Origin of the sequence: Streptomyces sp. NBC_01176, assembly GCF_045039825.1 — a bacterium.
Lineage (GTDB): Bacteria > Actinomycetota > Actinomycetes > Streptomycetales > Streptomycetaceae > Streptomyces.
Genome location: NZ_CP108600.1, coordinates 8,451,789 through 8,478,529, shown reverse-complemented (window position 1 = coordinate 8,478,529; position 26,741 = coordinate 8,451,789). Strand labels below are relative to the sequence as shown.

The 26,741-nt window shown below is 71.4% G+C and carries 30 protein-coding genes; 13 read left to right on the top strand and 17 right to left on the bottom strand.

Annotation, left to right across the window (positions count from 1 at the left end; all coding sequences use genetic code 11):
* Positions 1–81 precede the first annotated feature (81 nt).
* Positions 82–984: an endonuclease/exonuclease/phosphatase family protein gene (locus tag OG199_RS36960; protein ID WP_405833165.1), complete on the top strand. Its 903-nt coding sequence runs from the start codon at positions 82–84 to the stop codon at positions 982–984.
* Between the two features lie 56 nt (positions 985–1,040).
* Here the strand turns inward: OG199_RS36960 and OG199_RS36955 are convergent, their stop codons facing one another.
* From OG199_RS36955 to OG199_RS36935, 5 genes are all read right to left on the bottom strand, one after another.
* A complete protein-coding gene (locus tag OG199_RS36955) occupies positions 1,041–2,003 on the bottom strand; it encodes an electron transfer flavoprotein subunit alpha/FixB family protein (RefSeq protein WP_356802710.1) in 963 nt (320 codons plus the stop codon).
* 74 nt (positions 2,004–2,077) lie between these two features.
* Positions 2,078–2,863 carry an electron transfer flavoprotein subunit beta/FixA family protein gene (locus OG199_RS36950; RefSeq protein ID WP_405833164.1) on the bottom strand — a complete coding sequence of 262 codons (786 nt, stop codon included), beginning with the start codon at positions 2,861–2,863 and terminating at the stop codon, positions 2,078–2,080.
* Positions 2,864–3,071: 208 nt separating this feature from the next.
* On the bottom strand, positions 3,072–3,581 hold the full coding sequence (locus OG199_RS36945; protein WP_356802714.1) for a flavin reductase family protein: 510 nt from the start codon (positions 3,579–3,581) through the stop codon (positions 3,072–3,074).
* Positions 3,582–3,661: 80 nt separating this feature from the next.
* On the bottom strand, positions 3,662–3,742 hold the full coding sequence (locus OG199_RS36940) for a putative leader peptide (RefSeq protein ID WP_351629460.1): 81 nt from the start codon (positions 3,740–3,742) through the stop codon (positions 3,662–3,664).
* 126 nt (positions 3,743–3,868) lie between these two features.
* Positions 3,869–4,282: a TlpA family protein disulfide reductase gene (locus OG199_RS36935; RefSeq protein ID WP_405834786.1), complete on the bottom strand. Its 414-nt coding sequence runs from the start codon at positions 4,280–4,282 to the stop codon at positions 3,869–3,871.
* A gap of 75 nt (positions 4,283–4,357) precedes the next feature.
* Between OG199_RS36935 and OG199_RS36930 the strand changes: the two genes are divergently transcribed.
* Both OG199_RS36930 and OG199_RS36925 read left to right on the top strand, forming a co-directional pair.
* Positions 4,358–4,774 carry a DUF4395 domain-containing protein gene (locus OG199_RS36930; RefSeq protein WP_405833161.1) on the top strand — a complete coding sequence of 139 codons (417 nt, stop codon included), beginning with the start codon at positions 4,358–4,360 and terminating at the stop codon, positions 4,772–4,774.
* A 187-nt stretch (positions 4,775–4,961) separates the two neighbouring features.
* Positions 4,962–5,690, top strand: a complete 729-nt coding sequence (locus tag OG199_RS36925; RefSeq protein ID WP_356802718.1) for a lysophospholipid acyltransferase family protein — start codon at positions 4,962–4,964, stop codon at positions 5,688–5,690.
* 4 nt (positions 5,691–5,694) lie between these two features.
* On the opposite strand, the gene OG199_RS36920 is transcribed toward OG199_RS36925, so the two are convergent.
* From OG199_RS36920 to OG199_RS36900, 5 genes are all read right to left on the bottom strand, one after another.
* Positions 5,695–6,387 (bottom strand): B3/4 domain-containing protein, encoded by a 693-nt coding sequence (locus OG199_RS36920; protein ID WP_405833159.1) that lies wholly within the window; start codon positions 6,385–6,387, stop codon positions 5,695–5,697.
* A gap of 22 nt (positions 6,388–6,409) precedes the next feature.
* Positions 6,410–6,982, bottom strand: coding sequence for a transglutaminase domain-containing protein (locus tag OG199_RS36915; RefSeq protein ID WP_405833158.1), 573 nt, complete (start codon positions 6,980–6,982; stop codon positions 6,410–6,412).
* A 98-nt stretch (positions 6,983–7,080) separates the two neighbouring features.
* Positions 7,081–8,154, bottom strand: a complete 1,074-nt coding sequence (locus OG199_RS36910; RefSeq protein ID WP_356802724.1) for a low specificity L-threonine aldolase — start codon at positions 8,152–8,154, stop codon at positions 7,081–7,083.
* Complete coding sequence (locus tag OG199_RS36905) at positions 8,151–8,897, bottom strand: SDR family NAD(P)-dependent oxidoreductase (RefSeq protein WP_356802736.1); 747 nt, start codon at positions 8,895–8,897, stop codon at positions 8,151–8,153. The genes OG199_RS36910 and OG199_RS36905 overlap by 4 nt, the downstream gene beginning before the upstream one ends.
* 35 nt (positions 8,898–8,932) lie before the next feature.
* Positions 8,933–10,330 carry a DUF6421 family protein gene (locus OG199_RS36900; RefSeq protein WP_405833156.1) on the bottom strand — a complete coding sequence of 466 codons (1,398 nt, stop codon included), beginning with the start codon at positions 10,328–10,330 and terminating at the stop codon, positions 8,933–8,935.
* A 433-nt stretch (positions 10,331–10,763) separates the two neighbouring features.
* On the opposite strand from OG199_RS36900, the gene OG199_RS36895 reads away from it, so the two are divergent.
* A complete protein-coding gene (locus tag OG199_RS36895; protein WP_402181227.1) occupies positions 10,764–11,447 on the top strand; it encodes a glycerophosphodiester phosphodiesterase in 684 nt (227 codons plus the stop codon).
* Positions 11,448–11,531: 84 nt separating this feature from the next.
* On the opposite strand, the gene OG199_RS36890 is transcribed toward OG199_RS36895, so the two are convergent.
* Positions 11,532–12,074, bottom strand: coding sequence for an N-acetyltransferase (locus OG199_RS36890; protein ID WP_356802730.1), 543 nt, complete (start codon positions 12,072–12,074; stop codon positions 11,532–11,534).
* A 269-nt stretch (positions 12,075–12,343) separates the two neighbouring features.
* On the opposite strand from OG199_RS36890, the gene OG199_RS36885 reads away from it, so the two are divergent.
* Complete coding sequence (locus tag OG199_RS36885; RefSeq protein ID WP_405833153.1) at positions 12,344–12,736, top strand: VOC family protein; 393 nt, start codon at positions 12,344–12,346, stop codon at positions 12,734–12,736.
* 151 nt (positions 12,737–12,887) lie between these two features.
* Here OG199_RS36885 and OG199_RS36880 read toward each other — a convergent pair whose 3' ends face one another.
* Positions 12,888–13,451 (bottom strand): MarR family transcriptional regulator, encoded by a 564-nt coding sequence (locus OG199_RS36880; RefSeq protein ID WP_356804951.1) that lies wholly within the window; start codon positions 13,449–13,451, stop codon positions 12,888–12,890.
* The gene (locus OG199_RS36875; RefSeq protein WP_405833152.1) at positions 13,448–15,127 is read right to left on the bottom strand and encodes an FUSC family protein; all 1,680 of its coding nucleotides are present in this window, start codon (positions 15,125–15,127) and stop codon (positions 13,448–13,450) included. Before OG199_RS36875 ends, OG199_RS36880 begins: the two co-directional genes overlap by 4 nt.
* Positions 15,128–15,330: 203 nt before the next feature.
* Here OG199_RS36875 and OG199_RS36870 point away from each other — a divergent pair, with 203 nt between their 5' ends.
* The 3 genes from OG199_RS36870 (at position 15,331) to OG199_RS36860 (ending at position 17,961) form a co-directional block, all read left to right on the top strand.
* Positions 15,331–15,921, top strand: a complete 591-nt coding sequence (locus OG199_RS36870) for a DUF5134 domain-containing protein (protein ID WP_401801724.1) — start codon at positions 15,331–15,333, stop codon at positions 15,919–15,921.
* 113 nt (positions 15,922–16,034) lie between these two features.
* Positions 16,035–16,970: a M56 family metallopeptidase gene (locus tag OG199_RS36865; protein WP_356804947.1), complete on the top strand. Its 936-nt coding sequence runs from the start codon at positions 16,035–16,037 to the stop codon at positions 16,968–16,970.
* Between the two features lie 292 nt (positions 16,971–17,262).
* Positions 17,263–17,961, top strand: coding sequence for an HAD family hydrolase (locus OG199_RS36860; protein WP_405833150.1), 699 nt, complete (start codon positions 17,263–17,265; stop codon positions 17,959–17,961).
* 22 nt (positions 17,962–17,983) lie between these two features.
* Here OG199_RS36860 and OG199_RS36855 read toward each other — a convergent pair whose 3' ends face one another.
* Entirely contained in the window at positions 17,984–18,229 is a 246-nt protein-coding gene (locus OG199_RS36855) for a DUF2630 family protein (RefSeq protein ID WP_168526749.1), read from the bottom strand.
* A 186-nt stretch (positions 18,230–18,415) separates the two neighbouring features.
* Between OG199_RS36855 and OG199_RS36850 the strand changes: the two genes are divergently transcribed.
* Positions 18,416–19,090 carry a helix-turn-helix domain-containing protein gene (locus OG199_RS36850; protein ID WP_356804944.1) on the top strand — a complete coding sequence of 225 codons (675 nt, stop codon included), beginning with the start codon at positions 18,416–18,418 and terminating at the stop codon, positions 19,088–19,090.
* On the opposite strand, the gene OG199_RS36845 is transcribed toward OG199_RS36850, so the two are convergent.
* Complete coding sequence (locus OG199_RS36845; protein WP_356804943.1) at positions 19,078–20,580, bottom strand: hypothetical protein; 1,503 nt, start codon at positions 20,578–20,580, stop codon at positions 19,078–19,080. The genes OG199_RS36850 and OG199_RS36845 overlap by 13 nt on opposite strands.
* 193 nt (positions 20,581–20,773) lie before the next feature.
* Between OG199_RS36845 and OG199_RS36840 the strand changes: the two genes are divergently transcribed.
* Complete coding sequence (locus OG199_RS36840) at positions 20,774–21,427, top strand: DUF305 domain-containing protein (RefSeq protein ID WP_356804953.1); 654 nt, start codon at positions 20,774–20,776, stop codon at positions 21,425–21,427.
* A gap of 37 nt (positions 21,428–21,464) precedes the next feature.
* Here the strand turns inward: OG199_RS36840 and OG199_RS36835 are convergent, their stop codons facing one another.
* Positions 21,465–21,932 (bottom strand): DUF6214 family protein, encoded by a 468-nt coding sequence (locus OG199_RS36835; protein WP_356804942.1) that lies wholly within the window; start codon positions 21,930–21,932, stop codon positions 21,465–21,467.
* A 207-nt stretch (positions 21,933–22,139) separates the two neighbouring features.
* Between OG199_RS36835 and OG199_RS36830 the strand changes: the two genes are divergently transcribed.
* On the top strand, positions 22,140–23,519 hold the full coding sequence (locus OG199_RS36830) for an FAD-dependent oxidoreductase (RefSeq protein WP_356804941.1): 1,380 nt from the start codon (positions 22,140–22,142) through the stop codon (positions 23,517–23,519).
* A 210-nt stretch (positions 23,520–23,729) separates the two neighbouring features.
* On the top strand, positions 23,730–25,085 hold the full coding sequence (locus tag OG199_RS36825) for a nucleobase:cation symporter-2 family protein (RefSeq protein ID WP_405833147.1): 1,356 nt from the start codon (positions 23,730–23,732) through the stop codon (positions 25,083–25,085).
* 45 nt (positions 25,086–25,130) lie between these two features.
* On the opposite strand, the gene OG199_RS36820 is transcribed toward OG199_RS36825, so the two are convergent.
* Entirely contained in the window at positions 25,131–25,490 is a 360-nt protein-coding gene (locus OG199_RS36820) for an ArsR/SmtB family transcription factor (RefSeq protein WP_405833145.1), read from the bottom strand.
* Positions 25,491–25,652: 162 nt separating this feature from the next.
* On the opposite strand from OG199_RS36820, the gene OG199_RS36815 reads away from it, so the two are divergent.
* Complete coding sequence (locus tag OG199_RS36815; RefSeq protein ID WP_405833143.1) at positions 25,653–26,732, top strand: NADH:flavin oxidoreductase/NADH oxidase; 1,080 nt, start codon at positions 25,653–25,655, stop codon at positions 26,730–26,732.
* Positions 26,733–26,741: the final 9 nt, after the last annotated feature.

Here is a 26,741-nt window from a genome sequence, read left to right as displayed (position 1 = left end):
CCGTCGCCTTCTCTCCTGCCCCGTGCCTTCTTCCGCGCACCGCCCGCACCCCTCATGCTGGCCGTGCGGGGAGGGGATCACATGTCGAACATCCGCCGGGTGACCCGGCGCCTGGGCCTGCGGACCGCGGTGGCCGCCGCGCTGACCGTGCCCCTGCTCGGGTCGGCGTCCGCGTCCGCCGGCCGCGGTGGTGGCGGTGGCGGCCCGCGACTGGGCGTCATGACATTCAATCTGCGCTTCGCGAGCACCGCCGAGCCGCACAGCTGGGCCACGCGCCGTCCGGTGATGCGCGAGCTGCTGCGCCGGGCGGCTCCGGACGTCATCGGCACCCAGGAAGGCCTCTTCCCGCAGTTGCGCGACATCGCGTCCGATCTCGGACGGCGTTACGACTGGATCGGCACCGGCCGCGCGGGAGGCAGCCGTGACGAGTTCGCGGCGGTCTTCTACGACACCGAACGCCTCGCCCCGGCCGCATACGACCACTTCTGGCTCTCCGACACACCCGAAGTGATCGCTTCGAACACCTGGGGCGGTTCCCACATCCGCATGGTCACCTGGGTCCGCTTCCGTGATCTGCACGCCGGCGGGCGGGAGTTCTACGTCCTCAACACCCATCTGGACAGCGGGAGCCAGTACGCACGCGTGCGTGCCGCGGCGCTGATCGGGCAGCGGATCGCCGGTCTCGACCGCGCCCTGCCGCTCGTGGTGACCGGCGACTTCAACAGCGCCGCCCACAAGAACCCGGTCTACGACGCGCTGCTGGACGCCGGTCTTGTCGACACCTGGGACACCGCCACCGAGCGCGGCGCCCCGTACGGCACCTTCCACGGCTACGGACCACTGCGGCCGGGCGGCGACCGCATCGACTGGATCCTCGCCACGCCCGGCGTGCGCGCGGACCGGACGGAGGTCGACACCTTCTCCCTGGACGGGCGGTACCCGAGCGACCACCTGCCCGTGCGGGCGACACTGCGCCTGGGATGAACGAGGCCCCCGTGACCGCGCGGGCGGTCACGGGGGCCTCGTACGGCCGGACTCGGTCAGCCCTTGCGGGTCTTGATCTCGTCGGTGAGCTGGGGGACGACTTCGAAGAGGTCGCCGACGACGCCGTAGTCGACGAGGTCGAAGATCGGGGCCTCGGCGTCCTTGTTGATCGCGACGATGGTCTTCGACGTCTGCATGCCGGCGCGGTGCTGGATGGCGCCGGAGATGCCGGAGGCGATGTACAGCTGCGGGGAGACGGACTTGCCGGTCTGGCCGACCTGGTTGGAGTGCGGGTACCAGCCGGCGTCCACCGCGGCACGCGAGGCGCCCACGGCCGCGCCGAGGGAGTCGGCGAGGTTCTCGATGACCGAGAAGTTCTCGGCACCGTTGACACCACGGCCGCCGGAGACCACGATCGCGGCCTCGGTCAGCTCGGGGCGGCCGGTCGCCTCGCGCGGGGTACGCGCGGTGACCTTGGTGCCGGTTGCCTTCTCCGAGAAGGACACGGTGAGGGCCTCGACCGCGCCGGCGGCCGGGGCGGCCTCCACGGCGGCGCTGTTGGGCTTGACCGTGATGACCGGGGTGCCCTTGGAGACACGGGACTTGGTGGTGAAGGAGGCGGCGAACGCGGACTGCGTCGCGACCGGGCCCTCCGCGCCGGCCTCCAGGTCGACCGCGTCGGTGATGATGCCGGAGCCGATACGGACCGCGAGGCGGGCCGCGATCTCCTTGCCCTCGGCGGAGGACGGGACGAGCACGGCGGACGGGGACACGGCCTCGTACGCGGCCTGCAGCGCGTCCACCTTCGGCACGACCAGGTAGTCGGCGTACTCGGCGGCATCGTGGGTGAGGACCTTCACCGCACCGTGCTCGGCGAGCACCGCGGCGGTGTCCCCGGCACCGGGGCCGAGGGCGACGGCGACGGGCTCGCCGATACGGCGGGCCAGCGTCAGCAGCTCCAGGGTGGGCTTGCGGACGGCGCCGTCCACGTGGTCGACGTAGACGAGAACTTCAGCCATGGGACTTCTTCTCTCCTGCTAACAAAGATGAGGGACGGTCGGCGTGTCGGGGTTCAGCGAGCCTCGAACGGGCCTCAGATGAACTTCTGGCCCGCGAGGAACTCGGCGAGCTGCTTGCCGCCCTCGCCCTCGTCCTTGACGATCGTGCCGGCGGTGCGCGCCGGACGCTCCGCGGCGGAATCGACCTTGGTCCAGGAGCCCTCGAGACCGACCTCGTCCGCCTCGATCTCCAGGTCCTCCAGGTCCCAGGACTCCACCGGCTTCTTCTTCGCGGCCATGATGCCCTTGAAGGAGGGGTAGCGCGCCTCGCCGGACTGGTCGGTCACCGACACGACGGCCGGCAGCGCGGCCTCCAGCTGCTCGGAGGCGGTGTCGCCGTCCCGGCGGCCCTTGACGACACCGTCCGCGACGGACACCTCGGACAGCAGCGTGACCTGCGGGACACCCAGACGCTCCGCGAGCAGCGCCGGGACGATGCCGGCGGTGCCGTCGGTGGACGCCATGCCGGAGATGACCAGGTCGTAGCCGGCCTTCTCGATGGCCTTGGCGAGCACCAGCGAGGTGCCGATGGCGTCGGTGCCGTGCAGATCGTCGTCCTCGACGTGGATCGCCTTGTCCGCGCCCATCGACAGCGCCTTGCGCAGCGCGTCCTTCGCGTCCTCGGGACCCACGGTCAGCACCGTGACCTCCGCGTCGTCCGCCTCGGCCGCGATCTGGAGCGCCTGCTCCACCGCGTACTCGTCGAGCTCCGAGAGCAGACCGTCCACATCGTCACGGTCGACGGTCAGGTCATCGGCGAAGTGCCGGTCGCCAGTGGCGTCGGGCACGTACTTCACAGTGACAACGATCCTCAAGCTCACGCCGGCTCTCCTACTGCATCGTCATTTCTGGGCTGCCTTCTTTCAGGCAGCATAGGCGCCTGAAGCGGCCGATCCCGGTCGGGGCGGCCCGCGCTCCGAACGAAATATTACTCGCCAGTACATCCAGTTCCTGCCCACTGAGCAAGCGCTTTGCACTGTGACCTTGGCAACGCTGTGTAACCGACGAGTAGGTTCGAAAACGGCCGGGTCAGTCGCGCAGGCCGTTGAAGCCGCCCTCGTGGTACAGGAGCGGGCGCCCGGCGCCCGAGGGGTCACCGAGGACGACCTCGGCCAGCACGATGCGGTGGTCCCCGGCCGGGACCCGAGCGACGATCCGGCACACGAGCCAGGCCAGCACGTCGTCGAGGACGGGAACGCGTTCGGGTCCCGCGCGCCACCGGGTGGGCGCGCCGAAGCGGTCCGCGCCGCTCCTGGCGAAGGTGGCGGCCAACTCCCGCTGGTGCTCGCCGAGTATGTGCACGCCGACGTGGTCGGACTCGGAGATCGCGGGCCAGCTCGACGCGCCGGAGCCGACGCCGAAGGAGACGATCGGGGGTTCCGCCGAGACCGACGTGAGCGAGGTGGCGGTGAAACCGACCGGCCCCCCGTCGCCCTGGGCCGTGATCACGGCGACACCGGCGGCGTGCCGCCGGAAGACGGAGCGCAGCAGTTCGGGCGAGGCGAGCTGGTAGGTGCCGAGGCCGGGCGTGGCCGTCATGGAGTTGTCCTCACTGCGAGAGGTGTCGTGGGTGTCCCCCGCTCGGACGGCGCCGGGGGCGGGAGAGGGTCCGCGGGTGCTCAACGGACCGGACAGCACGCACTGGCGGTGCGGGCCAGGTCCACGTGGACACGCTCGAAGAGAAGGAGTTCCGGGGGCATACGGTCAGGCTGACGATAGCTGGCCCGTGCAGTCAAGTGCGGTCGGGCCTTTGGGAGCTGTCTCACCGTCGCCTCACAGGTGGAGGGAGTCGGTCCGGGGCGGCCGGGTCACGGCGGTCCGCCGGGTCACACGGCCTCACCGAGCGCCGCGATCACATCCGCCTTGCGCGGCTGGCCGGTCGCGCGGCGCACGATCCGTCCTTCGGCGTCCAGTACGAGCACGGTCGGCGTCTTGAGGATGTCCAGTTCGCGGACGAGGTCGAGGTGGTCCTCGGCGTCGATCTCGACATGGGACACGCCGGGCACCAGCCCGGCGACCTCGGTGAGCACCCTCCGGGTGGCCCGGCAGGGGGCACAGAAGGCGCTGGAGAACTGGACGAGCGTGGCCCGTTCACCGAGCCTCTCCCCCAACTCCGCCGCGCCGAGACGTTTTCCGCCGTCGCGTCCGCGCACCCTCACCCTCCCGCTCCGCCGCCGGTGCAGCAGTCCGTATCCGCTCGCCGCGGCGAGCACCGCCAGGCACACCACGAGTCCGCTCATCATGTGCACAAGCATTCATGAGACCGCAAAGATTCCCGGGGCCGCGGATCGCCCCCGCTGCGGAATGCTTGATTCATGGACATCGATGTGAGGGGGCCGCGGTTCGGCGCGGCCGTGACGGCCGTCGTCCTGGCGGTCGTGCTGATCACCGGCAGCGCCTGGCTACTGGCCTGGCAGACACTGGCGTTCGCGCTGGGCGCGGCGGGAGGCGTGGCGCGCTCGCCGTACGGCCTGCTGTTCAGGACCGCCGTACGTCCCCGGATCGGGCCGCCGACCGAGTTCGAGGCGCCGGAGCCGCCGCGGTTCGCCCAGGCGGTCGGGCTGGCGTTCGCGGCGGTGGGGCTGGTCGGTTACACGGTGGGGCCCGACTGGCTGGGGCTCGCGGCGGCCGGTTGCGCGCTGGCGGCCGCGTTTCTGAATGCGGCGTTCGGGTACTGCCTGGGATGCGAGATGTACCTGCTCGTACGCCGGGTTTCCGTACGCGTGCAGTAAAGGCGAGTTAAAAGACCGAGGTGGATCACGGGGAAGACGTGACGAGGATCTCGCCGCCGCGAGGCACCAGGACTGGCCACTCGTCCGTTCTTCGGGCACGATCTGCGCAATGCCGTAAACCTACGGCTGCGTAACTTTCCCGCCGGGGGGACCCCTTCCCAGGCAGAGAGAAGGGTCCACCCCGTCCATGGCAGAGCTTGTCTACCGTCCCGTCGTCGGTCTCGCCCACACGTTGTTCAGGGCCTGGGACCTCAAGATCGACTGCAAGGGATCGGAGAACATTCCGCGCTCGGGCGGCGCCGTGCTGGTCAGCAACCACATCAGCTACCTGGACTTCATCTTCGACGGCCTGGCCGCCCTGCCGCAGAAGCGCCTGGTGCGTTTCATGGCGAAGGAGTCGGTGTTCCGGCACCGGATCTCCGGTCCGCTGATGCGGGGCATGAAGCACATCCCGGTGGACCGGAAGCAGGGGGAGACGGCCTATCAGCACGCGCTGGACTCGCTGCGTTCGGGCGAGATCGTCGGCGTCTTCCCCGAGGCGACCATCTCGCAGTCCTTCACACTGAAGAGCTTCAAGTCCGGTGCCGCGCGCATGGCTCAGGAGGCCGGTGTCCCGCTGATCCCGATGTCCCTGTGGGGCACCCAGCGACTGTGGACGAAGGGCCACCCGCGCAACTTCAGGCGCAGCCACACCCCGATCACGATCCGGGTGGGCGAGCCGGTGGAGGCCCCGCAGGACCAGTACGCGGGCGCCATCACCCGGCGACTGCGCGAGCGTGTCCAGGAGCTCCTGGAGGCGGCGCAGCGCGCCTACCCCGTCCGCCCCAAGGGACCGGACGACACCTGGTGGATGCCCGCACACCTCGGCGGCACGGCACCCACGCCCGAAGAGGTCAAGGCGGCCGAGGCACGCTGAATCGTCACTCCGGGGCGTGCACCGTGATGCGTGCCCCGGGGCTGAACTTCTCCAGCAGCTCCGCGAGTTCGGCGGCCGCCGCCTCGATCCCGGCCACCATCATCGGCGCGAGGCCTTCCAGCAGGAAGATCGCGGAGGTGGACTCCTCCGTGAGGCGGGTACGCGGCCCCTGGCGCCAGTTCCAGCGCCGGCAGGTCACACCGGCCCCGTCGCGCCACACCACTTCGCCCGCGTCCGGGTGCTCGACGGTCCCTGCGCCGCCCGCGACGGTCACGAACTCCTCGTCGCCCGTGGCCCGTACGAGCCGCATCCCGCCGCTGACGTGGTCGATGTCCTCACCGCCGACCGGGATCAGGTGGGCGACGCTGATCGCGTTGTAGAGGTCGACCAGCAGGTTGATCCGGGGCAGTCCGGCGTCCGACAGGGCACGTCTGGCCAGCGCCTCCGCCGAGTTGCGGGTGCGCGAGGGCTTGGAGCCGAAGGCCGTGTAGACCTCCCGCCAGGCCGTCATGTGCGGGTCCTCGTGCGGGGCGCGGCCGTCCAGTCGGCCGGCCAGCCGACGGGCCGCGTCGTCGAGCAGCGCCGAAGTCCCCTCGGTGCTCGGCCCGTTGGCGAGTCCGTACGCCTCGACGGCGACGTGCGTGAAGCCGGGCGCCAGGGCGCGCACCTCGTCGGACACGGTGAGCGTGAGAGTCATGATCCGCGGTGCCTGCCTTGCCTCAGAGTGCGGTGGGGAGCGTCTTCCAGAGATGCGGCCGGTCGGGGGCGGCCCTGAGGGCGCTCAGCACGACCGGATGCGGTTCAGCGTACAGGACTGGATAGTCCAGCTCATTGGACTCCGGGTCGGGCGTGAAGGCGAGCCGTTCGCCGTCCAGGGAGAACTGCGCGTCCACCCCCGGCTTGTTGCCGCGGGGGTCCTGCCGGTGCCAGGCCCCGTGGAAGCGGACGGCCACCAGCCCGTGCACCTCGTCGAACTTCTGGTAGCAGAACGCCGTCGGGATGTCCTCGGCGCGCAGCAGCGCGGCCAGCGCGTGCGCCTTCGCGTAGCAGATGCCGGTGCGCCGCTCCAGGACGTCGGAGGCGCGCCAGGTGACCCGCGGATCACCGGAGTCGTGCGAGTGCGGGATGGTGTCGCGTACGAATTCGAAGGCCGCCTTCGCATAGCCATACGAGTCCACGGCCTCCCTCGCGAGCCGGGCAGCCGTCTCCCGTACCAGCGGATGACGGTGGTCGATCACCTCGTCTTCGGCCAGATAGGCGGAGAGGTCGGGATTTTCCTGGATGAGCTCCATACCCGCAGAGCATAGGAATACGGCCGACCGCGAGTCAATGACTTTTCGGTCGACCGTATATCTATGCAGTGCACCTCACTGGAGGGACACGATGCGCCCTAGTGGTGGGCCATCTCTTCCTTGAGCGCGGCCAGGAACCCGTCGACGTCGTCCTCGGTCGTGTCGAAGGAGCACATCCAGCGGACGTCGCCCGCGGCCTCGTCCCAGAAGTAGAAGCGGTACCGCTTCTGCAGCCGCTCGCTCACGTCGTGCGGGAGGCGGGCGAAGACCGCGTTGGCCTGGACCGGGTGGAGGATCTCCACTCCGTGCACCGAGCGCACGCCCTCGGCCAGCCGCTGGGCCATCCCGTTGGAGTGGCGGGCGTTGCGCAGCCACAGGTCCTTGGCGAGCAGCGCCTCCAACTGCACGGAGACGAAACGCATCTTGGAGGCCAGCTGCATCGAGAGCTTGCGCAGGTGCTTCATCTGCCGGACGGCGTCCTGGTCGAGGACGACGACCGCCTCCCCGTACAGTGCGCCGTTCTTCGTCCCGCCCAGGCTCAGGATGTCGACGCCGACCGCGTTGGTGAACGTCCGCATCGGGACGTCGAGGGAGGCGGCCGCGTTGGCTATCCGGGACCCGTCCAGGTGCACCTTCATGCCGTGCGCGTGGGCGTGGTCGCAGATCTCACGGATCTCGTCGGGCGTGTAGAGCGTGCCCAGCTCGGTGCTCTGGGTGATCGAGACGACCTGCGGCATGGCGCGGTGCTCGTCGTCCCAGCCGTACGCCTGCCGGTCGATCAGGTCGGGGGTGAGCTTGCCGTCGGGCGTGGGGACGGTGAGCAGCTTGAGGCCGCCCATGCGTTCGGGCGCCCCGCCCTCGTCGACGTTGATGTGCGCGCTCTCGGCGCAGATCACCGCGCCCCAGCGGTCGGTGACCGCTTGGAGCGCGACGACGTTGGCTCCAGTGCCGTTGAAGACCGGAAAGGCCTCCGCCGTGGCCCCGAAGTGGCTGCGGATGATCCTCTGGAGGTTCGCCGTGTAGTCGTCCTCGCCGTACGCGACCTGGTGGCCGCCGTTGGCCAGCGCCACGGCCGCGAGGACCTCGGGATGGGCACCCGCGTAGTTGTCGCTGGCGAAGCCGCGGACGGCCGGGTCGTGGTGACGCCGGGCGTCGGTCTTCGGGGGGTTCACGGCTTCTCGGTCAGCCACAGACGTTTTCCGTTCACTTCACCGGCGGGCAGGTCCCAGACGCCCGCGATGGACTCGGCCAGCGCGGCGACGTCGGTGAAGCCCGCGAACTTCGCGTTCGGGCGCTCGGCGCGCATCGCGTCGTGCACCAGTGCCTTGACGACCAGGATGGCAGCCGCGGAGGTGGGGCCCTCCTCGCCCCCCGCCTTGCGGAAGAAGTCGGCCATGGCCAGCGTCCACGCCTCGGCGGCGGCCTTGCCCGCGGCGTAGGCGGCGTTGCCCGCGGTCGGCTTGCTCGCGGCCGCGGCGCTGATCAGGACGTACCGGCCGCGGTCGCTGCGCTGGAGCGCCTCGTGGAAGGCGAGCGAGGTGTGCTGCACGGTGCGGACGAGCAGCAGCTCCAGGAAGTCCCAGTCGTCCAGACTCGTCTTGGTGAAGGTCTCGCTGCCGCGCCAGCCGCCGACGAGGTGGACCAGACCGTCGACACGGCCGAAGTCCTTCTCGATGCGGGTGGCCCACTCGCGCGTCGACTCCAGGTCGAGCAGGTCGACCGTGTCCCCGACGACGGTGGCGCCGCCGTGCCCGTAGCGGGCCGCGTCCACGGCCTCCGCGAGCCGCTCGGGGTCGTTGTCCGAGCCGACGACGGTCGCGCCCGCGTCGGCGAGCCGGGCCAGCGTCGCGCGTCCGGCGGGTCCACCCGCGCCGGCCACCGCGATCACCGCACCGCTGAGAGCTCCGTTCGCCATCTTCTTCGCCTCCTGAGCGTCCTCGGCGCGGGCGCTCACGCGGCGACCCGCTCGGCGCCGGCCGCGGTGATGCCCTTGGTGGAGGCGATCACGTTCTTCAGCTTCTTGGAGAGCGCCTCATAGAACATGCTCAGCGGAAACTCGTCCGGAAGCACGTCGTCCACGAGCTTACGCGGGGGAAGGTCAAGATCGAGGGCGTCCGGGCCCTTGGCCCAGCGCGATCCCGGGTGCGGGGCGAGGTAGGCGGAGACCAGCTCGTACGCCTTGAACCAGTGGACGAGCTTGGGGCGGTCGATGCCGGCCCGGTAGAGGTCCTCGATCTCGGCGCACAGCTGGTTGGTGACCTGCGGGGCGCGCTGCCAGTCGATGTGCAGCTTGTTGTCGGTCCAGCGGACGACATCGTGCTTGTGCAGGTAGGCGAAGAGCAGCTGACCGCCGAGGCCGTCGTAGTTGCGGACGCGGTCGCCCGTGACCGGGAAGCGGAACATCCGGTCGAAGAGCACCGCGTACTGCACGTCACGGCCGTGCTGGTGGCCCTCGGCCTCCAGCTTCACGGCCTCCTTGAAGGCGGTGAGGTCGCAGCGCAGCTCTTCGAGGCCGTACATCCAGAACGGCTGCCGCTGCTTGATCATGAACGGGTCGAAGGGCAGGTCGCCATGGCTGTGGGTGCGGTCGTGGACCATGTCCCACAGCACGAAGGCCTGCTCGCAGCGCTCCTGGTCGTCCACCATCGCCGCGATGTCCTCGGGCAGCTGGAGGCCCAGGACGTCCACGGCGGCCTCGGTGACGGCGCGGAAGCGGGCGGCCTCGCGGTCGCAGAAGATGCCGCCCCAGCTGAAGCGCGCCGGTGCCTCGCGCACGGCGATGGTCTCCGGGAACAGGACGGCCGAGTTGGTGTCGTAGCCCGCCGTGAAGTCCTCGAAGGTGATCCCGCAGAACAGCGGATTGTCGTAGCGGGTGCGCTCCAGCTCGGCCAGCCAGTCCGGCCAGACCATGCGCAGCACGACCGCCTCGAAGTTCCGGTCCGGGTTGCCGTTCTGCGTGTACATCGGGAAGACCACCAGGTGCTGGAGGCCGTCCTCACGGTTCGCGGCGGGCTGGAAGGCGAGCAGCGAGTCCAGGAAGTCGGGAACCTGGAAGCCCCCGTCGGCCCAGCCGCGCAGATCCTTCACGAGCGCCTCGTGGTACGCCGCGTCGTGCGGCAGCAGCGGGGCGAGCCGCTCGACGGCGTCTATCGCCCGGCGCACGACGAGATCGACGTCGGCGGCATCCGGGGCGCCCTCCGCCTCGAAGTCGATCGAGCCGTCCTTGGACTGCCATGGCCGGATCTCCTCCACGGCATCCTTGAGCACGGGCCAAGCCGGGTGCTCCACCACCCTGCCCACGGGAGGAATCTGCTCCTCCATACCCACCTGCACAAGAATTTCCGTCATGTCTCATCCTCCACGGGAGAACCTCGCGTATGCACACCGTATGTAAATGAGGTTCCTTCTCGCAAGGGGAGTCTCGATAGATTATCCTGCGCTACCCCCACCTTCACCGCTCTTTTTCCTGCCATACACCACCTGGGCAACCACTTCCGCCAAGCGGCGTCGAGCGTTCCGGGGATCCGCGAGAAGCCGCGACAGCGGTCCGGGGCCACCGTGCGGGCCGGAGGACCGGATGCGTCAATCCGCACGGGACTCGCCCACCCCCGGGTGATCCGAACCGGCCAGGCAGGGCGTGTCCCGCCCGGCCGGGACACGCCCTGCCTGGCGTACGAGCGGGTACATCGCGGGGCCGGGCCACTAGGCTGCGGCCTTGCCGCGTGGGCGCCGCCGGGACCACGCGTGCGCAGAGCCGCCGTCGACGGAAGCGAGTCGCGTCTTGAACTTCCTCACCATCGGTCATCGCGGAGTGATGGGTGTCGAGCCCGAGAACACCCTCCGTTCCTTCATCGCCGCCCAGAACGCGGGCCTCGACCTGATCGAACTCGATCTGCATCTGAGCAAGGACGGCGCGCTCGTCGTCATGCACGACGCGGACGTGGACCGTACGACCGACGGTTCGGGGCCGATCTCCGAGATGACGCTCGCGGAGCTGCGGGCCCTGGACGCCGGGTGCGGTGAGCGCGTACCCGTCTTCGAAGAGGTCCTGGACGCCGTCAGGGCGCCGTTGCAGGCCGAGATCAAGGACACGGCCGCGGCGCGGGCGCTGGCCGACGTGATGCACCGGCGCGATCTGGTGGGGCGCGTCGAGGTGTCGTCGTTCCACGACGAGGCGATCGCCGAGGTCACCCGGCTCGTGCCGGGCGTCCGCACCGCGCTCATCGCGAGCCGCTACGGCGTCGACGTCGTGGACCGCGCCGTAGAGGTCGGTGCCGCGACCGTCTGTCTGAACATCCGCCGCCTGACCCTGGAGGTCGTCGAGCACGCCCGCAAGTCCGGTCTGAGGATCATCGGGTGGGTGGTGAACACCCAGGACCAGCTGCGGCTGGTGCGCGCGCTGGAGCTGGACGGCGCGACCACCGACTACCCCCAGATCAAGCGCACCGGCCGTTTCACGGCGTGACGTCCGCGCCGGCAGCCGGACGACCAGGGCACACGACGCCTGCGCACACGACGCGTGCGTTCGCGCCCATGGCCTCGCCGGCCGTCAGGCCAGCGGCTTGACCAGCAGCTCGAACCGCAGGTCGTCGCGCTGCGGGACACCGAAGCGCTCGTCGCCGTACGGGAACGGGGTCATCCGTCCCGTACGGCGGTAGCCGCGCCGCTCGTACCAGGCGATGAGGTCGTCGCGTACGGAGATCACGGTCATGTGCATCTCCGCGACCGCCCAGGTCTCGCGCGCGTACCGCTCCGCCTCGGCGAGGATCACCTTGCCGAGGCCGCCGCCCTGGAGTGCCGGACTGACCGCGAACATGCCGAAGTAGGCGTGGTCGCCACGGTGCTCCAACTGACAGCAGGCGACGACGGCGCCGTCCCGCTCGACGGTCAGCAGCCGGCTCTCGGGCGCCTTGATGACGGCGAGCACGCCTTCCGGGTCGGTCCGCTGCCCCTCGAGGATGTCCGCCTCCGTGGTCCAGCCGGCCCTGCTGGAGTCACCGCGGTACGCGGACTCGATCAGCGCGACGAGAACGTCCACGTCCGCGTCGGTGGCGTCGCGGAAGGTCAGTCCGTGGGAGGGGGCGGTGTTCATGGAGCGATTCCTCGAATCTCTGCATCTCTGCATCTCTGCATCTCTGCATCACTGGCGCGGCTCGGGCACCGCCGAGCGTAACGCCCCGGCCAAGGGCCGTTCCATGATGCCCGGCGGGCGGACGACGCCGGCCGGGGCACCCCGCCGGATCGCCCTTCGTCGCCCCGGACGAGGAGGCCCCTCGGACCCCCTCGCCGTGCGACGCACCGCGGCCGACGCCGCGCGCTGATCCACCGGGGATCACGGGACAGCCCCTAGGCTCCGGGGACATGGTGCATGTACTGAGCAGCCGGACCCTTCTGCGCCCTGCCGACCCGGAGCGCTCCCGCGCCTTCTACGGCGGGCAGCTGGGCCTCGCCGTCCACCGGGAGTTCGGCACGGGGCCGGAGCGCGGCACGGTCTACTTCCTCGGCGGCGGTTTCCTGGAGGTCACCGGCCGCGGTGAGGTGCCGCCCTCCCCCGCCCTCAGGCTGTGGCTCCAGGTGGCCGACGCGGCCGCGGCGCACAAGGAGCTGACCGCCGCCGGCGTCGAGGTCCTGCGTCCGCCGGTGAAGGAACCCTGGGGGTTGATCGAGATGTGGATCGCGGATCCGGACGGCACCGAGATCGTGCTGGTGGAGATCCCGGCGGATCACCCCCTGCGCCACCGGCCCGGGATCTGAGGGCACCCGGCGGACGGGGAGCGGACCATCGGTGCCGCCGCCACCCGGTCGAGGGGCGGCGTGAGGGGCGACCAAGGGCCCGCGGAGCACGGCACGCCGGCACCGACGCCGAGCACACCGGGCGGGGTCCGCGGCCGCCCCGCGGGCTCGCTCAGCCGCGCGCGGCCCCCAGACGACCCTCCAGCTGACCGAGCAACTCCCCCAGCAGCGAGGCGAGTTCACGCTGACGGGCGAGGTCGATGCCGGACAGGGCCGTCGTCTCGTAGGCGAGTTGCTGGGGCAGGATGCCGTCGACGAGCTCGCGTCCCGCGTCGGTGAGCCGGACGTGCGCGACCCGGCGGTCACGGGTGTCGCCGCGGCGTTCGACCAGGCCGCGCTCGGTCAGCTGCTTGAGTCGCTTGGTGACCGCCGCGCCGGAGGAGAACGTCTCGCGGGCGATCTCACTGGGGGTCAGCTCGTGCCCGGTACGGCGCAGCGTCCCGAGGACGTCGAACTCGGGGCGGGTCAGCCCGGCCCGGCGCAGCGGGGCGTCCTCGGCCTGCTGGAGGAGCGCCGCCGAGCGGTTGATCCGGCCGATGATCTCCATCGGTCCGGTGTCGATGTCGGGATGCACCGCCCGCCATTGCTGCACGACCGCGGCCATCGTGTCGCCGGGCACCGCCGCCCGTCCGGCACCGGTGTCCCCGCCCGCCGCCCGCCCGTTCGCTGCCGTCATGCCTGTGCGCCCTCCACGGAGTGCAGTCCCTGCCGTCGTACCGTCGCGGCGAGCGTACGGTGTCCGGACCGTTCCACCCGCATCACCCGCTCCTCCGGCAGGGCGCGTTGCCACCATTCGCCGGCCGCGGCGTCGGCGGTGGCACGCAGTTCGACGACGGCGCCGGCCAGCTCGCGGCGGGCGGACTCCAGAGCACCGGGCGCGGGACACTCGGAATCGAGGAGCCGCACGGCGCGTTCGTCGGCGCGCTCGACCGCCTCGAGTGCGTCCTCGACGCGGTGGCCGGCCCGCCGGTTGGTGACGGCGACCGCCGCGGCGAAGCCGACCAGCGCGCCCACCAGGGTGTCCACGACCCGGTCGGTCATCAGCTCGCCGGGCCGCTGGATGTGGGCGAACTCGGTGATGAGCAGGGCCATGGGGGTGACACAGACACTGCCGAGCCAGTAGTTGCGGCCGATCAGGACCTCGGCTCCGAAGTTGAGGGCGAGGCAGCACAGCACGAGGGCCGTCTGACCGAGGTGGGCGAGGGGGGCCAGGGCCGCGAAGACGAGTACGCCGACGAGGTTGCCGACCACACGCTGCACACCCCGGCTCCAGGTCAGGGTGACATTGGTCTGGTAGAGCGAGGCGGCGGTGACGAGGGCCCAGTAGGGACGGCCGACACCGAGGGCGAGCGACGCGTAGCCGGCCAGCGCGCAGCCGAGCGCGACGCGCAGCGCCATCGGGGCGAGTGGGCCGAGCCGTCGAAGCAACGGCCGCTCTCCCACGGCGAGTTCGGCCTCCACGCCCAGGAGTTCACCGGCGGCCTCCCCGAGGTCGTCCGGGTGCGGCACGGGACCGGTGCCGCGCAGGTCGCGAGCCCAGCCGCGCAACCGCTCGGGCTCCGTGTCGGCCGGCGCGGCGATCGCGACCTCGGCCCGTACGACGAGCCGTTCGAGGGCGCGCCGGGGCGCGGAGCGGGCGCCGGTGGAGAGCAGCGACTGCCAGGCCCCGTGCACGGCGGCGGCCGCGGCGGCGCGGGCCGGGGCGGATCCGGCACCGGCGCCGCGCGTCCCGGCGTACGCCGCGGCGGCGTTGAGCGCGTGCGCGGTGGCCCGCCGCTCCGGTCCGTGCGGGCGGAGGAGTCCCGGGGCCATACCGACGATCCAGGCCCAGCCGCCCGCGACGGCGCCCAGCGCGAGATGGCCGGGGACCTCGCCGAGCGTCTGCGGCACGAAGAGGGACGCGGAGCTGATGAAGCAGAGGACCACATGGCCGGGCGGTCCGACCCGGGTGGCGTCGCACAGCACCTTCTGCACGGCGGCCAGCAGGGCGCCGACCGTGACCAGCAGGACGGGGCTCGTGGTGACGGAGGCCGCGGTCAGGGCCACGGCGAGTCCGGTGAGCATGCCCAGCACCACCCGGGCGAGGGTACGGGCCCGGGCGGCGTAGGGGCGGTTGTGGGCGTAGAGCGCGCAGAGCGACCCGGCCATGGTGTACATCGCCAGGTCCAGCCGGCCGAGCGCCAGGAGGGTCAGGTTCGGCGGCGCCACCGAGACGACCACGCTCAGGGCGGGCTTGAACCAGATGTCGGAGGGCCGGCCGAGGCGGAGCACCCCGGCCAGCGGGAGGCGACGCGCGCCCGAAGGGGGGCGGGGGCGGCGCACCCGGGGAGTCTGGGGGGTCGCGGTGCTCATACGGTGAAGAGTAGCAGATATTTTACGAGTAAAACACTCGCGCAGCATATATCGGCGCCGGCACACCTCCCCTCCCGCCTGCGGCGCTCCCCGTACGCTCCCCCCGAATGCACCCTTGCGCCCGGCCTTCACCGGCTTGCGCACCGCCGCGCGCGGGCATGCCCGGTCCGACGTCCGACAGCGTCGAGCGGGGGAGGTACGCGGTGCACGGACCGGCTTCGCCCGGCTGGCTGCTCGTCGCGCTGTGCGCGGCGACCGGGGCCTACTGTCTGCTGCGGATGCGCAGCGCGGTCGAGGAACAGCGCCGCACGGCAGGCGGTGAGGCGGTCATGGGGTTCGGCATGGCGGCGATGGCCGTGCCCGCGGCCGTGGCCGCTCCCCCGCACTGGGCCTGGCTCGGGTACGTCGCGGTGTTCGGTGCGGCCGCCGTGCGCGCACTGTGGGCGGCCCGCGGCGGCCGGCATCATCTGCACCATCTGGTCGGGGCCTGCGCGATGGTCTACATGGCGGCCGTGATGGCCGCCTCCCCCGGGCACCACCACGCGCACGGCGGTTCCGGGGTGCCGCTGGTGACCGGGGCGCTCCTTGTCTACTTCACCGCGTATGTGCTGCTGTCCGGGTTCCGGCTGCTGCCGGTCGCCGCCGTGGCCGCCGGCACCGGGAGCACCGGGAGCACCGGGACGACGCTGCCCGGGCCCGCCCGGCCCCCCGGGTGGGGCGATCGTCCCGAGCTGTCGCGGGCGTGCCGGCTGTCGATGGGGATCGCGATGCTCGCCATGCTGGTCACGCTCTGACACGTCCGCGCACCCGGGAGGCGCTCACGCCGTGCCCCACGAAACCGTGGTGTACGTCACTTTGCCGTCGCGGCCCGTATCCCCGGGCGACGCTCCGCTCATAGGCTTCAGCCATGATGGTCCCCGCGGCACTGTTGCTGCTCGGCGCCCTGGCGGCCGTGGTCGCTCCACGGCTGCTCGCCCGGGCGGACTGGCCGGAGCGCGAACCCGTGGTCGCCCTGTGGGTGTGGCAGTGCGTGGTGGCGGCCGTTCTGCTGTGCTGTGCGCTGTCCATGACGCTGAGTGCGGCCGCCGCGTGGATGGCGGTGCGCGGCCATGTGTTCGCCCCCGCGCCCCACTCGGTCGTGAACGCCTACGCGTTGAGCACCGGTGACACCTGGGCCGCGACGACCGCGGTGGCACTCGCGTGCGGCGGCGCCTGGACCGCGGCCATGCTGGTGCGCGAGGTGCTGGGCGCACGGGCGCGCCATCGCCACAGTCGAGCCGAACTGCGGCTGCGCGCACCGCTGTTGCCCGGTGAAGAGCCCGGCAGCGATCGGCTGGTGGTGCTGGAGGGCGAGCGTCCTGACGCCTGGTTCCTGCCCGGACCCGCACCCCAACTCGTCATCACCACGGCCGCGTTGCGCCGTCTCAAGGGACGCCGCCTGGATGCCGTGCTCGCCCATGAGCAGGGGCACGCGCGGGCCCGGCACGACTGGCTGCTGCACTGCTCGGCCGCCCTCGCCGTCGGCTTCCCGCAGGTCCCGGTCTTCGCCGCGTTCCGTGACGAGATGCACCGGCTGGTCGAACTGGCCGCGGACGACGTGGCGTCCCGCCGTTTCGGCCGTCTCACCATCGCCCTCGCGCTGGTGGAACTCAACGAGGACCGGGGCGTGTTCGGCCCCTGCCCGACCCCGCAGGCCCATCTCCCGGCGCGGGTGCGCCGCCTCCTCACCCCCCAGGACCGGCTGACGCCGTCGCGGCGACTGCGTCTGACCGCGGCGGCCACTCTGGTGCCGGTCATCCCGCTGCTGGTGACGTTCGTACCGGCGCTACGGGTACTCGGCTGAGGCGTCCCCAGCGGCCCCACGCCCGCACCGCTCCGGACCGCTCCGGACCGCTGCGAACCGCTGCGAACCGCTCCGGACCGCTCCGGACCGCTCGCAACGAGCCCCCACCCGCCGACCGACACCGACTAACCGCCCGGCCGCGTGCGGCTCGGGGCGCGCCGACTCCTCGGACGTCCTCGGCGGCCGGGGCGTCGGCGCTCCGGCGGTCGCGCGGGCGGTGACCCGGCACGGACGCCCGCGCGGCTCGGTGCGCCCTTGACCCGTGCGGGCCGCGCCACGAAGGATCGCCCTCATGACGATCAAGTGCGTGCTCTTCGACTTCTCCGGAACCCTGTTCCGTGTCGAGTCCACCGGGTCCTGGCTGCGTGCCGTACTGGCGGAGGCCGAAGTCGCCCTTCCCGAGGAGGAGTTGACACGGAAGGCGGCCGATCTGGAGGCCGTCGGCGCGCTCGCCGGCGGCGCCGCCCCCGCACGGGCGCTGCCGACGGAACTCGCCGAGCTGTGGCGGCGGCGCGACGAGAGCGCCGCGTCGCACCGAGCCGCGTACACCGGCGCGTCCCGGCAGGTGCCTCTGCCCGATCCCGCGCTGCACGAGGCGCTGTACGACCGCCACATGAGGCCGGCAGCCTGGCGGCCCTATCCCGACGCGGCGGAGGTGCTCGCCGCACTGCGCGGGCGCGGGGTCGCGGTGGGCGTGGTCAGCAACATCGGCTGGGACCTGCGGCCCGTCTTCCGCGAGCACGGCCTCGACGCGTACGTCGGCGCCTACGTCCTGTCGTACGAGCACGGCATCCAGAAACCGGACGCCCGGCTGTTCGCGGCCGCCTGCGAGGCGCTGGGGGTGGCACCCGAGGACACGCTGATGGTCGGGGACGACCGCCGTGCCGACGGAGGCGCCGCGGCGCTGGGCTGCGCGGTGCACTTCGTGGACCACCTGCCCGCGGCGGCCCGGCCCGACGGGCTGCGGCCGGTGCTGGACCTGGTCGACTGACCGCCGCCCCAGCCCCCGCCTCTCAGCTCTGGTAGCCCTCGACCTGCGAGGACGGCCGTACGTGGGCCTCGTCCGGGTTCTCCCCGAACTCGGTCTTCGCGCGCCGCTGACGCAGCAGGTCCCAGCACTGGTCGAGCTCGCGCTCCAGCTGCCCGAGCCGCTGATGTTCGGTGTCGGAGTCGATCTGCCCCGACGACAGGGCGTCGCGGAGCTGTCGCTCGTCGTCCACCATCGCCGTGATCTTCGCAAGGATCTGCTCTTGGTTCATGTCCGTAAGCCTCCTCGGGACTCGTGCCCACTGTAAGGAGATCCTCCCCCGCACCGCACGTCCGCCTGAGACGTTCCCCCGCGACGCCCCAGGCGGACGGCAGCCCGAAGCCGACCCCTGAGGGGGTCGTGACCCGGACGGCCTGAGTATAGTTGGCTGGCAGCCAGTCAACACAGGAGTTACAGGATGTCTCCGCGCAGCCCGTCGGTCAATGAAGAGCTGCGGCGGCGTTCCCGGGAGCGACTCCTTCAGGCCGCGCTGGAGCTGGTGAGCGAGCGCGGGTACGACGCGACGACGCTCGGGGACATAGCGGATCGCGCGGGATCCGCACGCGGGCTGGTGTCGTACTACTTCCCCGGCAAGCGCCAGCTCGTGCAGTCCGCGGTGCACCGGCTGATGCATCGCACGCTGGAAGAGGGGCTGGAGCGCGAGCCGCGCACCGCGGACGGCCGGGAACGGATGGCGCGGGCCATCGACGCGGTCCTCGGCCTGGCCCGGGACAGACCGGTCCTCATGCGTCAGCACATGGCCGGGATCCTGCAGGACGAGGGGTTCGTGCAGTGCCCCGAGCAGCAGCGGCTGGCGCAGCTCCTGCGGGAGACCGTCGCCGGCCACGGCTCGCCGGACGCGGCCACCGACTACCCGATGCTGCGCGCGCTGCTCATGGGCGCGGTGTACGCGGCTCTGGTGCCGGGTGCGCCGATGGCGGTACCGACGCTGCGGGCGGAGCTGTTCGAGCGCTACGACCTCGACTGGGAGATGGGTGTCCCGCCGGACACCGAGGTGCCCGGCGGGACGAACGGGGCGGACCTGTCACGGTTCTTCACGACCGGCCGCCTGCCGGACGATCAGTCGAAGTAGTCCGGCTGGGTCTGGACGTTGAGCTCGCGCAGGTGGACGCGCTTGGCCGGGTCGGTGCGCCGGTCGCTGAGCTTCAGGACGTCGAAGCCCTTGGCGATGTCGTTCGAGTAGATGTAGCCGTTGTAGTAGTACGCCGACCAGGAGCCGCCGACCTGGAGCGTGTCGGTGCTCAGCGGGCCGCGCTCGAAGTAGGCGATCTCCTTCGGGTGGACGGAGTCGGTGAAGTCCCAGACGGAGACGCCGCCCTGGTACCAGGCCTGGACCATGAGGTCCTTGCCCTTGACCGGGATCAGCGAGCCGTTGTGGGCCACGCAGTTCTCGGTGTCCGCCTGGTGGCGGGGGATCTTGTAGTAGCTCCGGAAGACCAGCTTGCGCCGGTCGCCCTTGCCGACGATGTCGTAGATGCCGTCGGCACCGCGGTTCGGACCGATGGCCGCGTTGCAGGTGGCCGCGCCGCCGCCGCCCAGCTCATCGGTGAACACGACCTTGTCGGCCTTCTGGTTGAAGGTCGCCGAGTGCCAGAACGCGAAGTTGACGTTGTCCTCGACCTGGTCGATGACCTTGGGGTGTTCGGGGTCCTTGATGGAGAACAGGATGCCGTCGCCCATGCAGGCGCCCGCCGCGAGGTCCTTGGAGGGCAGCACGGTGATGTCGTGGCAGCCGGTCGTCTTGGAGACGCCCGGGTTGGTGGGCGAGCCCGGATTGCCGCCACCGTCGGATCCCTCACCGGGGAAGAGCACCGGGAAGTTCACCACCGCGGCCTTCTCGGGGGCGTGGCGCGGCACCTTGATGACCGAGATGCCGTCGTGCGGGGGCTGGCAGTCGGGGAACGTGGCGCTCGGCGAATACGAGGACACGTAGATGTAGACGTTCTTGCGCTCCGGCACCAGTGAGTGGGTGTGCGAGCCGCACGCGGTCTCGACGGCGGCGACGTACTTCGGGTTCGCCTTGTCGGTGATGTCGAAGACCTTCATGCCCTCCCACGAGGACTTCTCGGTCGCGGGCTGCGTGGTGCTGTTGCAGGAGTCGTCGCTGCGCGAGGAGTCGGTGGACAGGAAGAGCAGGTTGCCGGAGACGGAGATGTCGTTCTGCGATCCCGGGCACAGCACCTGGGAGACCGTCTTCGGGGCCTTCGGGTTGCTGATGTCGAGGATGCGGAAGCCGTCGTAGTTGCCGGCAAACGCGTACTTGCCCTGGAAGGCCAGATCCGAGTTGATCCCGGGCAGGGCGTCCTTGGGGATGTTGGTGAGGTGCTGGACGTTGTCGGAGTGGACGATCTCGTCCTGTCCGGGTATCTCGCCGCTCGCCACCGCCGCCTTCACCTCGGCGGCGTCGCTCCGGGAGACCTTCTCCCGCGCGGCGGGACCGTCCCCGGGATCGGGGGTCGCGGCCGCCGGGCCGGCTGTGAGCAGCGCGGCCAGGAGCCCGGCCGCGACAGCGGCAACTCCCAGGCGTCTGTGCCGCGTTCGGGGATCGTTCAACAGGGTCACTGCGTCCTCCCTTGTAGCCGTTCGCAGAGGAACGGTTCACGGACCCCAGAAGTATCGTCCGTCCCATGCGCTGATCAACAGATGGCAACGTACTCGTAATGAGAGTTTTTGATCAGACACGTTCGGAAGCGTGCTAGGACGGTCATGAACACCCGTGAGGTGTAAGCCGATCCGTGTGTCCCAGGAGGTCGCCGTGCTCTTCCGCCGTTCACCCCGTGCTTCCCTGGTCACGGCTTCGCTGGTCGTCGCCGTCCTCGCACTCGGGGCCTGCGACGGCTCGGACGCCCCGGCCAAGTCCGGTAAGACGGGCGGGCCTTCGGTGATCGCGCCCGGTAAACCCGGTGAGGCGGCCGAAACGCTCTCCGCCGACGACGCCGCGAAACAGCGCACCGAGGACGACTCCCCCAACTCGGCGGACTTCGCCTACGCCCGGATGATGATCGAACACCACACCCAGGCACTGGAGATGACCCGGCTCGCCCCGCGGCAGGCCGAGTCCGGCCGGGTGAAGGCACTCGCGGCACGCATCGCGGCCTCCCAGGGACCCGAGATCAGCACGATGAAGGGCTGGCTCGACGCGCACGACGGGGACGGGCACGCCACGCGACACCGGCACGAGGCGATGCCCGGCATGGCGACCGAGGCCCAGCTCAAGGCGTTGCGCGTGGCCCGGGGGAAGGTCTTCGACCGGCTCTTCCTGAAGCTGATGATCACGCACCACGACGGGGCGGTCTCGATGGCCACGGACGTGAAGGCGCAGGGCAACAACATCCAGATCGAGGAGATGGCCGACGACGTGATCGCCCAGCAGACCAGCGAGATCAGCAGGATGCGCGCGATGTCGTGACGGTCGCCGGCCTTCGGAGGCACCGCCGTCGACCTGTTCAGCGGCGGACGTGACGGGGGGTCAGGAATCCTTCGTCGCGTGCCCCGGCGATCAGCCGCAGTGACCTGCGCCGGCTGTGACCGGTGGCGCACATGACCGCCAGGACGGGATCCGCCCCGTCCTGCTGCGCGGCCCGGTACTCCTCGGCGACCAGCCGCCGCCCCTCGACGCCGCTCGGCCACGCGCGGCGGGCACGGCCGGACAGCGGCCCCGCGGCGGCCCCGGCCCGCGCCGCGGCGTCACCGCCGCACGCCTCGACGAGGGGCTCCTCGATCCAGTCCGCGAGCGCCGTGAGGTCGTCCAGGGACAGCGGAGGCTGGGCCCGGACGTCCTCGATGCAGACCCCCTCACCGGCCGTCACCGCGAGCACGTCGACCCGGGCGCCGTCCGCGAAGTCGATCCGTACGGAGAACCACCGCGTGACGTTCTCGTGCTCCCGCACCTCCCACGCGGGCCACACGGACACCGAGCCCTCCGGCCGATCACGATCAGAAAGACTGAGAAAGGATGCTTCCAGCACGTGCAGAACGTAACCGCGTGATCACACTCCATACGAACGGACACGCACACGTGTGCCGCGCGCCGCACCCTGTCAGCGGGCCATGAGTGGTGCGATGCTGGAGCCATCAGCGATCTCCTCGGGATGTCCGGGTTTCGGGTTGGGAGTTCCGCCGTGCTGCATGTCGCCGTTGTCGGCTCGGGGCCCAGCGGGGTCTACACCGCGCAGAGCCTCGTACAGAGCGGTCTGCCCGACATCCGGGTGGACGTCCTCGACCGGCTGCCGTGCCCGTACGGCCTGGTCCGCTACGGCGTGGCCCCCGACCACGAGAAGATCAAGTCGCTCCAGAACAATCTGCGCGCCGTGCTGGAGGACGAGCGGGTGCGGTTCCTCGGCGGTGTCCAGGTGGGCCCCGGCGGCGTGCCGGCCGCGCGACTGCGCGAGCTGTACCACGCGGTGGTGTACTGCGTGGGAGCCGCCACCGACCGCCACCTCGCGGTCCCCGGCGAGGAGCTGTCCGGCAGCTGGTCCGCGACCGAGTTCGTGTCCTGGTACAGCGCGCACCCGGACTCCGTGACCGACGGAGCCGCCGGATTCGTGGACGGCACCCGCTCGGCCGTGGTCATCGGCGTCGGCAACGTCGCGGTCGACGTGACCCGGATCCTGGCGCGTGGCGCGGCCGAGCTGAGCCCCACCGACATGCCGCAGGCGGCGCTCACCGCGCTGGCCGCCAGCAGGGTGACGGAGATCAGCATGGTCGGGCGGCGCGGTCCGTCGCAGGCCCGCTTCACCACCAAGGAACTGCGCGAGCTGGGCGGGCTGCCGGACACCGACGTCGTGGTGGACCCCGAGGAGTTGGCCCTCGATCCGCAGTATGTCGACCCGTCGGCGCTGCCGGCCGCCCAGCGCCGCAACGTGGAGGTGCTGCGCGGGTGGGCCGCCGCCCCGGCGCGGGGCCGTCCGCGCCGGATCCGGCTCCGTTTCTTCCTGCGCCCCGTCGCGCTGCTCCCCCGCGTCGGCGAGCCGGACGGCGCCGGCGGCCGGGTGGGCGCGGTGCGCTTCGAACGGACGGTGCCCGACGGGCAGGGCGGGGTGACGGGCACGGGTCGCCACGAGGACATCGCGGCGGAGCTGGTGCTGCGCTCGGTGGGCTATCGCGGGGTTCCGCTCGAAGGGCTGCCGTTCGACGCGGAGCACGGCACGGTGCCGCATCTCGCGGGGCGGGTGCTGCGCGACGGCGCGGTCGCTCCGGGCGAGTACGTGGCGGGCTGGATCAAGCGCGGCCCGACGGGCGTCATCGGCACCAACCGGCCGTGCGCGAAGGAGACGGTGACCTCGCTCCTGGAGGACGCGCCCGATCTCGTACGACGCGAGGTGCCCGACGACCCGCTCGCGGCGTTGCGGGCGGACGGCCTCGCGCCGGTCGAATGGGCCGGCTGGGAGGCGATCGAGCGGGCGGAGGCGGAGCTCGGGGCCTCCCTCGGGCGGCGTGTCGTGAAGCTGCCCGACTGGACGTCCCTGATGACGGCGGCGGCGCGGACGGCGACCTCCTGAGGGTTCTCCGGTAAGGGTCCGCCGGCACCCTCCGTCCGCCCCTTCGCGCGAGGGTCCGGCGGAGTCGCTCGGGGTGGTTCCGTGGGCATGACACACACCGGCAACAGACCGGAAATCAACAAACTGTTCAAGCCCCCTACGGTCTCGTGCTGTTCGGAGGTTCCCCACACCGTCCGGCCGCCCCGATCCGCCGCCGCCCCAGGAGCGCCCATGGCAACCACCGCACCCGTGCATCCCGTCGACGAGGTCCCGCCGGTACGCAGTCTGGCCGCCTTCGGGCTGCAGCACGTGCTCGCGATGTACGCGGGAGCCGTGGCCGTTCCGCTGATCGTGGGCGGCGCGATGAAGCTGTCGTCGGCCGATCTGGCGTATCTGATCACCGCCGACCTGCTGGTCTGCGGCATCGCGACCCTCATCCAGTGCGTGGGTTTCTGGCGCTTCGGCGTCCGTCTGCCGATCATGCAGGGCTGCACCTTCGCGGCGGTCTCACCGATGGTGCTCATCGGTACGACCGGGGGCGGACTGCCCGCGATCTACGGGTCGGTGATCGTCGCGGGCCTCGCGATCATGCTGCTGGCGCCGGTCTTCGGCAGGCTGCTGCGCTTCTTCCCGCCGCTCGTCACCGGCACCGTCATCCTGATCATCGGGGTCTCCCTGCTGCCGGTCGCGGGCAACTGGGCCGCCGGCGGCGTGGGCGCCAAGGACTTCGGCGAGCCGAAGAACCTCGCGCTCGCGGCCTTCGTCCTGGCCGTCGTCGTGGGGGTGCAGCGGTTCGCGCCGCCCTTCCTGAGCCGGATCGCGGTGCTGATCGGCATCGCGGTGGGCCTCGCCGTGGCGGTGCCCTTCGGATTCACGGACTTCGGCGGCGTCGACGACGCCGACTGGCTGGGGGTCAGCACGCCCTTCCACTTCGGGGCGCCCGCCTTCCACGCCTCCGCGATCGTCTCGATGCTGGTCGTGGCGCTGGTGACGATGACGGAGACGACGGGCGACCTCATCGCGGTGGGCGAGATGACCGACCGCAGGGTCGAGCCGCGCACGCTGGCCGACGGGCTGCGCGCCGACGGGCTCTCCACGGTCCTCGGCGGCGTCTTCAACACCTTCCCGTACACGGCGTTCGCGCAGAACGTGGGTCTGGTCGGCATGACCCGGGTACGCAGCCGCTGGGTGGTCGCCGCCGCGGGCGGCATCCTCGTACTGCTCGGCCTGCTGCCCAAGCTGGGTGCGGTGGTCGCGGCGGTACCGGCGCCGGTGCTGGGCGGCGCGGGGCTGGTGATGTTCGGGACGGTCGCCGCGAGCGGGCTGCGCACCCTGGCCGAGGTGAACTTCAAGGGCAACGACAACCTCACCGTCGTGGCCGTGTCGGTCGCCGTGGGCGTCCTGCCGGTCGGGGTGCCGGCGGTCTACGAGAAGTTCCCCGACTGGTTCCAGACGGTGATGAACAGCGGGATCAGCGCCGGTTGCCTGACGGCGATCGTCCTGAACCTGCTCTTCAACCATCTGCCGGGCAGGCCGGGTGCGCAGGACGGCGCCGCCGCTCCGGAGGCACCCACGGTCAGCGCGTAGCAGCTCGGGAGGCACGCGCGGTCGTCGGCCGGCCAGAAAGGGACCTCAGCGGTCGCCCCGCTCCGACTCCTGGCGGGCCGCCGCGGCGAGGATGCAGCCGATGAGTCCCGGGAACAGCGTGTCGAGGTCGTCCGCGCGCAGCCCGTTCATCTTGGCCGTGCCGCGGTAGACCTGCCGGATCACCCCGCTCTCCCGGAGCACCCGGAAGTGGTGCGTGGTGGTGGACTTGGTGACCGGCAGGTCGAAGTGCGAACAGGACAGCTCGTCGCCGTCGGCGGCGAGCTCCCGCACGATCCGCAGCCGCATCGGATCGGACAGCGCGTGCAGCACGCCCTCCAGGCGGATCTCCGCACACGCGGGGTGCGCGAGATCCCGGCTGCTGCCGGCGGGGGCGGCGGTGGTCACGGCGGCTCCAGTCCTCGGGGCGGGCCCTCTTCCGGCAGCGTGTCCGGCAGGCTGGGCTCCACCGCTTCCCATTGTACGAGACCTCTCGTAGTTTGACACTTACCGTACTACGATGTTTATCGTAATAGCCACAGCCCGGTCCCGCGACGAATGGAGTCCTCCGTGAGCGCGCTCTTCGAGCCCATCACCCTGCGCGATCTGACCATCCCCAACCGGGTGTGGATGCCCCCGATGTGCCAGTACTCGGCCGCGCCGGAGGGACCTGCGACGGGCGCTCCGAACGACTGGCACCTCGCCCACTACGCCGCCCGCGCCACCGGCGGCACGGGCCTGATCGTCGTCGAGGCCACCGCCGTCTCCCCCGAGGGCCGGATCAGCCCCTACGACCTCGGCATCTGGAACGACACCCAGGTGCAGGCGTTCCGCCGCATCACGGGTTTCCTGCGTGGCCAGGGCACCGTGCCCGGGATCCAGCTCGCGCACGCCGGGCGCAAGGCGTCGACCGACCGCCCCTGGACGGGCGGCGCGCCGGTCGGTGAGGACGCGTACGGATGGCAGCCGCTTGCCCCGAGCGCGCTGGCCTTCGACGAGCGCCATCCGGTACCGGCCGAACTCACCGTGGACCGGATACGGGAGATCGTCGGCCAGTTCGCGGACGCGGCCCGGCGCACCCTGGACGCCGGCTTCGAGATCGTGGAGATCCACGGCGCCCACGGCTACCTCGTCAACGAGTTCCTCTCCCCGCACTCCAACCGGCGCACCGACGAGTACGGCGGCTCCTACGAGAACCGCGTCCGCTTCGCCCTCGAAGTCGTCGACGCCGTCCGCGAGGTCTGGCCCGAGGACAAGCCCCTCTTCTTCCGCATTTCCGCCACCGACTGGCTGGACGAGGGCGGCTGGAGCGCCGACGACACCGTCCGTCTGGCCGCCCGGCTCCAGGAGCACGGCGTGGACCTGCTGGACGTCTCGACGGGCGGCAACGCCTCGGGCGTGCACATCCCGGTCGGGCCCGGTTACCAGGTCCCCTTCGCCGCACGGGTGAAGGCGGAGACCGGGCTGCCCGTCGCCGCCGTCGGCCTGATCACCGACGCCGAGCAGGCCGAGAAGATCGTCGCCAACGACGAGGCCGACGCGGTGCTGCTGGGCCGCGAACTGCTGCGCAACCCGTCGTTCGCCCGCCTGGCGGGACGTGAGCTCGGCTCGGACGTGCACGTGCCCGAGCAGTACCACCGCTCCGTCTAGCTCATGTGG

Bases quoted from the DNA above. Each gene is read 5' to 3' on its own strand.
- OG199_RS36855 (WP_168526749.1), bottom strand. From the start codon at position 18,229: ATGAACCAAGAGCAGATCCTTGCGAAGATCACGGCGATGGTGGACGAC.
- OG199_RS36860 (WP_405833150.1), top strand. From the start codon at position 17,263: ATGACGATCAAGTGCGTGCTCTTCGACTTCTCCGGAACCCTGTTCCGT.
- OG199_RS36900 (WP_405833156.1), bottom strand. From the start codon at position 10,330: ATGACGGAAATTCTTGTGCAGGTGGGTATGGAGGAGCAGATTCCTCCC.
- OG199_RS36920 (WP_405833159.1), bottom strand. From the start codon at position 6,387: ATGACTCTCACGCTCACCGTGTCCGACGAGGTGCGCGCCCTGGCGCCC.
- OG199_RS36865 (WP_356804947.1), top strand. From the start codon at position 16,035: ATGATGGTCCCCGCGGCACTGTTGCTGCTCGGCGCCCTGGCGGCCGTG.
- OG199_RS36850 (WP_356804944.1), top strand. From the start codon at position 18,416: ATGTCTCCGCGCAGCCCGTCGGTCAATGAAGAGCTGCGGCGGCGTTCC.
- OG199_RS36935 (WP_405834786.1), bottom strand. From the start codon at position 4,282: ATGAGCGGACTCGTGGTGTGCCTGGCGGTGCTCGCCGCGGCGAGCGGA.
- OG199_RS36930 (WP_405833161.1), top strand. From the start codon at position 4,358: ATGGACATCGATGTGAGGGGGCCGCGGTTCGGCGCGGCCGTGACGGCC.
- OG199_RS36905 (WP_356802736.1), bottom strand. From the start codon at position 8,897: ATGGCGAACGGAGCTCTCAGCGGTGCGGTGATCGCGGTGGCCGGCGCG.
- OG199_RS36890 (WP_356802730.1), bottom strand. From the start codon at position 12,074: ATGAACACCGCCCCCTCCCACGGACTGACCTTCCGCGACGCCACCGAC.
- OG199_RS36955 (WP_356802710.1), bottom strand. From the start codon at position 2,003: ATGGCTGAAGTTCTCGTCTACGTCGACCACGTGGACGGCGCCGTCCGC.
- OG199_RS36925 (WP_356802718.1), top strand. From the start codon at position 4,962: ATGGCAGAGCTTGTCTACCGTCCCGTCGTCGGTCTCGCCCACACGTTG.
- OG199_RS36880 (WP_356804951.1), bottom strand. From the start codon at position 13,451: ATGACGGCAGCGAACGGGCGGGCGGCGGGCGGGGACACCGGTGCCGGA.
- OG199_RS36960 (WP_405833165.1), top strand. From the start codon at position 82: ATGTCGAACATCCGCCGGGTGACCCGGCGCCTGGGCCTGCGGACCGCG.
- OG199_RS36945 (WP_356802714.1), bottom strand. From the start codon at position 3,581: ATGACGGCCACGCCCGGCCTCGGCACCTACCAGCTCGCCTCGCCCGAA.
- OG199_RS36940 (WP_351629460.1), bottom strand. From the start codon at position 3,742: ATGCCCCCGGAACTCCTTCTCTTCGAGCGTGTCCACGTGGACCTGGCC.
- OG199_RS36915 (WP_405833158.1), bottom strand. From the start codon at position 6,982: ATGGAGCTCATCCAGGAAAATCCCGACCTCTCCGCCTATCTGGCCGAA.
- OG199_RS36885 (WP_405833153.1), top strand. From the start codon at position 12,344: ATGGTGCATGTACTGAGCAGCCGGACCCTTCTGCGCCCTGCCGACCCG.
- OG199_RS36875 (WP_405833152.1), bottom strand. From the start codon at position 15,127: ATGAGCACCGCGACCCCCCAGACTCCCCGGGTGCGCCGCCCCCGCCCC.
- OG199_RS36825 (WP_405833147.1), top strand. From the start codon at position 23,730: ATGGCAACCACCGCACCCGTGCATCCCGTCGACGAGGTCCCGCCGGTA.